Origin of the sequence: Massilia arenae (assembly GCF_008014745.1) — a bacterium.
GTDB classification, from domain to species: Bacteria; Pseudomonadota; Gammaproteobacteria; order Burkholderiales; family Burkholderiaceae_D; genus Telluria; species Telluria arenae.
Genome location: NZ_VPFD01000013.1, coordinates 179,831 through 186,660, shown reverse-complemented (window position 1 = coordinate 186,660; position 6,830 = coordinate 179,831). Strand labels below are relative to the sequence as shown.

The following is a 6,830-nucleotide window of genomic DNA, read 5'->3' as shown; positions in this document are numbered from 1 at the left end:
TCAATGACTTCGGGGGAATACTTGGGTTGCTTCTTCATGGCTCCATTTTCTCAAAGAATGGAGCCTCTACAAAACCCGGGGCGATTCAAGCTCCCAAAATCAGAAATTATCGACTTGTCAGCTCTGCCTCCGCCTTGGCGTTTAGCGCAGCGATAGGAACTTGCTAAGACGTCTGTAGCGGGAACCGTAAGCTGAGATTTTGGGAAGCATCCATTGGAACATTTATTGATGGATGAACCTTGATAGCTCGGGGGCAATGCTCTTTGGCTTGACCCCATGTCGGGAAGAACAACGGCCGCCTCATTGAGGCGGCTGTTGTTCTTTTACACACTCCACGACAATCACTTAGCCGAAGTACCCGCCCTCTCGCCTCCTCAGCTCAGCGTGTGATTACTCTGCCTTGCTATATTTCGCCCCTAAACGCCGTCCGCGCCAACGTTTCATGCTCTTGCCGCCATCTTTGCATCACTTGGGCAACTAGGCTCCAGAAGGCCCGAGTGTGGTTCTTCTCTACGGTGTGGCAAGTTCATGGACGATGACATAGTCCGGCATGCCGCCAGCCAGCTCCATCACCTTGGGGCGAAACTGCAGATGTTCGCGGCGTCGCAGCTTGCCCATCGGCCATGGCCAGGCTTGCCGCGTCGTGTTGCCGCATCAGTTGCTGGCATTCCGCCAGAGCTATAGCCCGCTGGCAGACTTAGCGCGCGCCGTGAACAAAAAGCGTCAGCATTGTCTCGCTCGCTGTCCAGCATTAAAATGGTTGGTGCGAAACAGTTGCTAGGAGGTGCCATGCGCGGCGCGCTGATTCGAATTATGGACCTCGGCCGGCTGGCCGTACTCGGAGCGAGGGCTGGCGACGGCCTGTTCGTGCCAGCACCGTGACCGAAATGTGGGCTGTTTTTTCGCAAAGTTAGGGTCCAGTCGAAAATAAGTTCGACCTTCTTTAGCTCTCAAAGGGCGCAGCCGCAGAAGCAGGTGAACACTTTTGCAACCCAGCTACCTGGTGAGGCTGAGCCATAGAGTACGCAAGCTAAGATTTAGATACTATGCAACCAGCCACTCTGAGCGAGCATTCGCTGCAGGTCATGAGCTCACCTTATCGGATACTTGAGTAATCCCCTAGTCGATTAATTCTCGACATGTCCCTCGTGCGTATTGATATGTGACGACGTGACACAATTTTGATTGGAAATAAATGAATGCAATTGGTATTCGTGTGTCGCCGCGCGCGGTAACGTACGTAATCTATGACGGGGCGGCACGCGAAATCGTCTCCGTCGACGCTATCGGCGTGCCGAAGGCGCTCACGGCTCCGGAAGCTCTGAAGTACGTCCGCAACACAATCCTCGACGTTATTCGTGAATACGACGTCGAGAAGGCGGGCATTCGTATCACAGAGAGCAACGCACAGCGCCCATCGCACGAGCGAATTCAGTTGGAGGGCGTGATTCAAGAGGCCTTCGCAAGTAGCACCGTCTCCGATTACTACTGCGGCCAAATTTCGGCAATCTCTGCACGCCTCGGCATCCCGAGAACGGATTTCAAGAAATATATCAGCAATGAGATGGACTTCAATGCAGTGGCGAACTGGGACACCCACGGACAGGAAGAAAAAGAGGCGATTTTGACTGCGATTGGAGCTATGAATGCTTAAGCCACACAACAGAGCAGAGCTGGCATTTGAGACCATCCGAGAAATCGGCGCGGAGGGCAAGAACTCAACCGTATTCCTTGCGAAAGACCATCAGCTCAACGCGGAATTGGTCATCAAGCGAATCGCAAAATCAACGATGCCAAACCAGGCGTTGTACTTCCAAGAGGCGAGCATCCTTTACCAAAGTGAGCACGCCAACGTCGTGCCTGTTCACTACGCTTGCGAGGACAAAGACTCCATCTACATCGCAATGCCGTATTTCGAGAAAGGCTCGCTCAAGGCTCTGTTGAACACGCGCTTCCTCACCGTTCGAGAAATTGTGCGTCTTTCGGTTCAGTTCCTGAGCGGACTGCACAACATCCACACCAAAGGGCTGATTCACTTCGACATCAAGCCGGACAACATACTTCTGTCAAAACGTGGCGAAGCGTTGGTGTCTGACTTCGGCCTGGCGCAACGAATGACGCCTGAAGGCGTGGCAAGACAAGATATCTCGTATCAGAAGATTACGCCGCCGGAGCGTCTCGCGCGCAAGGCCGATTTCACCGTCGCTCATGACATCTACCAAGTGGGTGCTACACTCTATCGGATGTGTGTCGGAGAAAAGGCTTTCCATGAGCAATGGGACGCGTTCTTCCCTGGCGGTGTGCCTCGAGGAGACCTGTTCGTCGCAGCAGTTACAAATGGTACTTTCCCCGACCGAAAAAGGTTTCCAGAACAGATTCCACAGCGCCTACGGGCCATTGTCGTAAAGTGCTTGGCGCCGGCCGAGGAGGACCGGTACGGCTCAGTGCTTGAGATTACCAACGCTCTTTCGGAAATCGACGGTCCCGAACTAGACTGGAGGTATGACATTCAGCCTGATGGAACCAGAACCTGGCTCAAGGTGTCTGACGGCTTGGAATGCATACTGACTGTTGACCCGAAGGGCGATTCGATTGCTAAAAAGCAAAACAAAAACGGCGTGTACAATAACCTTAGGGCTCATTGTGTGAAAGACGCCACTTCTAAGTCAATTCGAGACTTCATAAAAAGCAACTAAATGGACGCAATCAAAAATTCCCGAGGCAAATACCGCACTCGTGAAACGCTAGCAGCTGTCCCGAAGCAGAGGCCGGCGACGCCGAGTGCTGCCCGGAGCGTTGAAGATGCTGTTAGGTGCTTCAACTTTGGCACGTCTAACGGTTACACCAACTGGAATTGGCCGTATCCTGCCAACGGAGCGGTCAAACCCTAGACTCTTATAGAGCCGAGATGCCTAAGCGGCCCCGTTTTTCGCGGGGCCGTTTACGTTTTAGAGCCCCAGGGGATTGGAAGCGTATTCGAGAGCAATCTAGCGTACTGCGAAGGCGCCGCAGTAGTCAAAACATTCAGGACGCGTCCTTCAGCCAGGCTTCCAGCGGTCAGACTGCCTCAATCGTCAAGCAGATTTTGTGCAGCGAAACGTCCATACGCGGCCCGACCTAATGCAGCAACCAATAACCTCAGCAGGACGTTCGTACAGCTGACGGGTGAAATGCGTCCGGATGGCAGCCGGACGTTCGATGGCCAGTATTTGTAAGTCGAAAATCTCCCAGGATGTTTCCCGAAAGCCTCGTCTAGAGTAGCGAAATCTCAGCTTATAGCTCTCGCTACAACGTCGAGCTACCCCAATAGATGAGCAGAAAAAGGACTGTAAAGTGCACGTCAGAGGGGCTGCTCCAAGCCTGTAGCTTGCTCAACTTCGACGATGAATAGAAGCGTCCACGCGAGGAAGTCCTAAGCAAACGGAGCTACGATTCGCTGCCGATATTCGCTATCCGCTACGGGGTTTTGGACCAGTCAACAGGTGCAAGCGCATCTTTTTTTTGCACACGCCGGAGGCGTGGCGTCACCCCCTTTAAGGGGGCGAGGAGCGTCCAGCGACGAGTCGTTCGGCCTCGCCGAACGATGGGGGGGCGCCGGCGTTTGGGTGCGTCGAGCGAAGCCGAGACCACCGAAACGACCGGGGGGCGAAGCCCACGGCTCCCCCGACCTCCGGGAGCGGGGCACCTTGGTTCGCAGGCCGGCGTCCAGCCGGACAAGAAGCGGGGTGCCCCGCTCCAGGAGTGGAGCCGAAGGCGTAACGGAGGGAGTGGAGCCGCGCTGCAGGGGGCGAGCGACAGCGCGCAGGACGGATGGGGCGTCCAGCCCCATAGGAGTCCGACCCGACTACCAAGACTCCCGGTTTTTCGTCGGTGTATCTATACGGTGTAACCACAACCAAGAGGGGGTACACCGATGCTATCAAACCGCAAACAAGCACAAGCGAATGAACTAGCAGTGCTCATCGGCGTGGGCGAAGTCGGCTGGCTCAGCACATCGCAAGTAGCACGATGGGTATGGCGGGCCAGCACGCTCCACGTCGGTACCAACAAAGCAGCCGCAGTTCTTGCAAGGCTCACTGAGCAAGGCTATTTGCTGTGCCGGGAGAATGCACTTGGAGTGCGCGTCTATGTCCTGACAACCAAGGGGGCGCTTCGTGCAAACACTGCGTATGGTCCTGCGTATTGTGCGGGCTATAAATTGTCGCAACTTGACAGCTATCGGCAGCAGCAAATTGTAGACTTTCTTCTGTCGATGCGTGCGCAAGGCCACACATGTACCGGCCCAGCAGGACTGCGACGGGCTATCGCAACCGGTGCAGTGCTGGACGGCGACTGGCAAGGAGCAGACGCGCTCATCCAGGACTCCCAAACCGGCGTGCTATTCCCGGCACTACTCGTGCGCAGCCTCAATCTTAATGTCGTTGCTAAAGCGATACGCCTAAAAAGCGTCAACGGCTCTCTCTGCCTGTTCGGGGCCGATGCTCTGGTCCGGCAGTTCGAGCGCGCTATGGACAAGATGCGACTTGAAGGGCGCATCGCTCACTGAAGCTGCTGCTCGCCCACGCAGAGCCAAAAGCTCAAATGGCATCGTTCATCGAAATAGAAAGGTAGGTGCGAACTCATGGTTGGCCAGGAGGTTTGCTTGGACAGCCTAGCCCAAGCACCCTTGGCCAACCGTGTCTCGACGTCCTTGTACTTCTTCCTCGGGGTTACTAGTACAAGGAGAAAACGACTACTCCATAGGAAGAGCCGTCTTTTGAAAAGACTATTTTCGAGGGTAAAACACCCCCATACCCTATAAAGGGTTGGCTCGTGGTCTTCATTCGGCACAAGCGCTCGAAAGTACGCTGGTCGATGCGACGACAGCAGCATTTTGGCTAGACTATCCGAGGTTCGCACACCCCGCCACCCGCCCTCTGGCCTTCCACCCAGGCTTGCGTCTGTGGGTACCCGCTAGACGCCTTACAGTCGACCGCGGTGGTTTTTTTGCCCCCCTCCATCGACCAGGAGTGTAGCGTATCGAATTATATCCAGCATGCGTACGTGCAACTCACTACTGTAGGTAGCGTCATTCCTTAGTAAAGAAGAGCGTTCGGGCAGTGCCTCTCATCATGGGCATGACGCAGCCCTACTTCATCAATACGGCCGAGTGTTGTACACTGTGTTTATATACAGTTATAGTGCTCCAATGTGCGGAGAAATGCGCATTTGTGATGATTTTTGCACATTTCTGTGGAACAATGTAGAAATGTGCAATCCAGGGGCTCTCCCTATGTCAACCAAAATCTCTGTGCTCCTTGGCGAAGAAGAAGCTGCGCGTTTCGACGCGTTTTGCGCAACCCAAGGTTATAAGAAGTCGACACTGATTGTTCGACTCATTAAGGAACATCTCGACCGAGAGGGGTTCCCCCTCCAGGATTCCCTGCTAACCGCTAGCAATCGCATTGGCAGCGAAGAACCGAGGCGTAAACCAAATTCTTAGATTGATTGAATATGAAACAGAGTAATAGTTCTAGCTTCTCGTGTATCGACTTGTTCGCGGGCTGTGGAGGCCTTTCACTCGGCCTTCACGAGGCCGGTTGGGACGGGGTGTTTGCAGTGGAACGTGACCCTATGGCCTTTGAGACACTGAGCAAAAATCTTCTGCATGAAAAAGCGCCATACCGTGCCTACCACGCCTGGCCCGAGTGGCTTCCAAAGAAAAACCACGACATCGTTGAACTTTTGAAAGACCCCAACATTCGTGAAAAGCTCTCAGGCTTACAGGGACAAGTAGCACTGATGGCTGGTGGGCCGCCATGTCAAGGCTTTAGCGTCGGAGGGAAGCGCGATGGTGCTGATGAGCGTAATACGCTCGTTTTCCAAATGCTCGACATGGTTAATTTGGTGCGTCCCCGTGTGGTTCTCATTGAAAACGTGGAGGGAATCGCAAGAAAGTTTGTTGCAAGGCCTGGCGGAGATAAAACTTCGGTCGCTGACGCCGTTATCGAGCGTCTTGCTGAACTTGGATATACCGGGACCTTCCAGGTGTTAGATGCTAGTGTCTTTGGGGTTCCCCAAGCGCGCAAGCGAGTAGCAATCATTGGCGTTGCGAACTGTCCAGTAGATTCGCATGAATTAAAGGGAATGTTCGTTAAGGCGACAGCAAATGCTGCGAAAAAAGTTCGAACCCACTGGGGGCTTCACCCTACAATTGATGTTACCGCAGAGGATGCAATCCATGACCTACACGGCGGCAACAGAGTAATCTGTCCAGACTCGGAAAAATTTGAGTCGGCAACATACGTAAGTGCGGGCTCTGCCTATGCAAATGCGATGAGACGAGGAACGTTGGAGGGGAGTGTGCCTGATTCCCACCGCTTCTCTAAACACGGCACAAGAATTGAAATGCTCTATAAGCTTGCGCATGAGACGCAACCGCCAGGACGCTTGTCGAAGCAATTCTTGCTTGCGAACGATACCAAAAAAGATAAGAAGGTATTAATTGACACCTCTAAGGTTGTTTCAACAATTACTACGCACCCGGATGAATTTATTCACTATGCTGAGCCAAGGAACATAACTGTTCGTGAAATGGCACGACTGCAGTCGTTTCCTGACGACTTTCATTTTTACGGACGCTACACTATTAACGGCCCGAGGCGCAAGTTAGATGTTGCAAGGTGCTCCCAGGTAGGCAACGCAGTACCGCCATTGTTAGCTGAAGGGATTGGACTTGCAGTCCGTGAGATATTGTCGTCTTTGGAGTCGAAAAGAATCAAGATGCCCACACCCACCTCGGGAGACGTCGAGGCGACTGTCGAGACTGCGCTGTTAGCAGATTAACAAAA

Annotated in this window: 4 protein-coding genes and 1 pseudogene; 4 read left to right on the top strand and 1 reads right to left on the bottom strand. The window is 53.7% G+C overall.

Going from position 1 to position 6,830, the window contains the following annotated elements:
* Positions 1-403: 403 nt before the first annotated feature.
* Positions 404-478 (bottom strand): annotated as a pseudogene (locus FVD38_RS26860) (hypothetical protein); the annotation flags it as partial.
* Between the two features lie 717 nt (positions 479-1,195).
* Between FVD38_RS26860 and FVD38_RS13285 the strand changes: the two are divergent.
* The 4 genes from FVD38_RS13285 to FVD38_RS13270 all read left to right on the top strand — a co-directional run bounded on the left by FVD38_RS13285 (position 1,196) and on the right by FVD38_RS13270 (position 6,825).
* On the top strand, positions 1,196-1,654 hold the full coding sequence (locus FVD38_RS13285; protein ID WP_147935242.1) for a hypothetical protein: 459 nt from the start codon (positions 1,196-1,198) through the stop codon (positions 1,652-1,654).
* Complete coding sequence (locus FVD38_RS13280) at positions 1,647-2,696, top strand: serine/threonine-protein kinase (protein ID WP_147935241.1); 1,050 nt, start codon at positions 1,647-1,649, stop codon at positions 2,694-2,696. Before FVD38_RS13285 ends, FVD38_RS13280 begins: the two co-directional genes overlap by 8 nt.
* A gap of 1,217 nt (positions 2,697-3,913) precedes the next feature.
* The gene (locus tag FVD38_RS13275; protein ID WP_147935240.1) at positions 3,914-4,546 is read left to right on the top strand and encodes a hypothetical protein; all 633 of its coding nucleotides are present in this window, start codon (positions 3,914-3,916) and stop codon (positions 4,544-4,546) included.
* 947 nt (positions 4,547-5,493) lie between these two features.
* Positions 5,494-6,825, top strand: coding sequence for a DNA cytosine methyltransferase (locus FVD38_RS13270; RefSeq protein WP_147935239.1), 1,332 nt, complete (start codon positions 5,494-5,496; stop codon positions 6,823-6,825).
* Positions 6,826-6,830 lie beyond the last annotated feature (5 nt).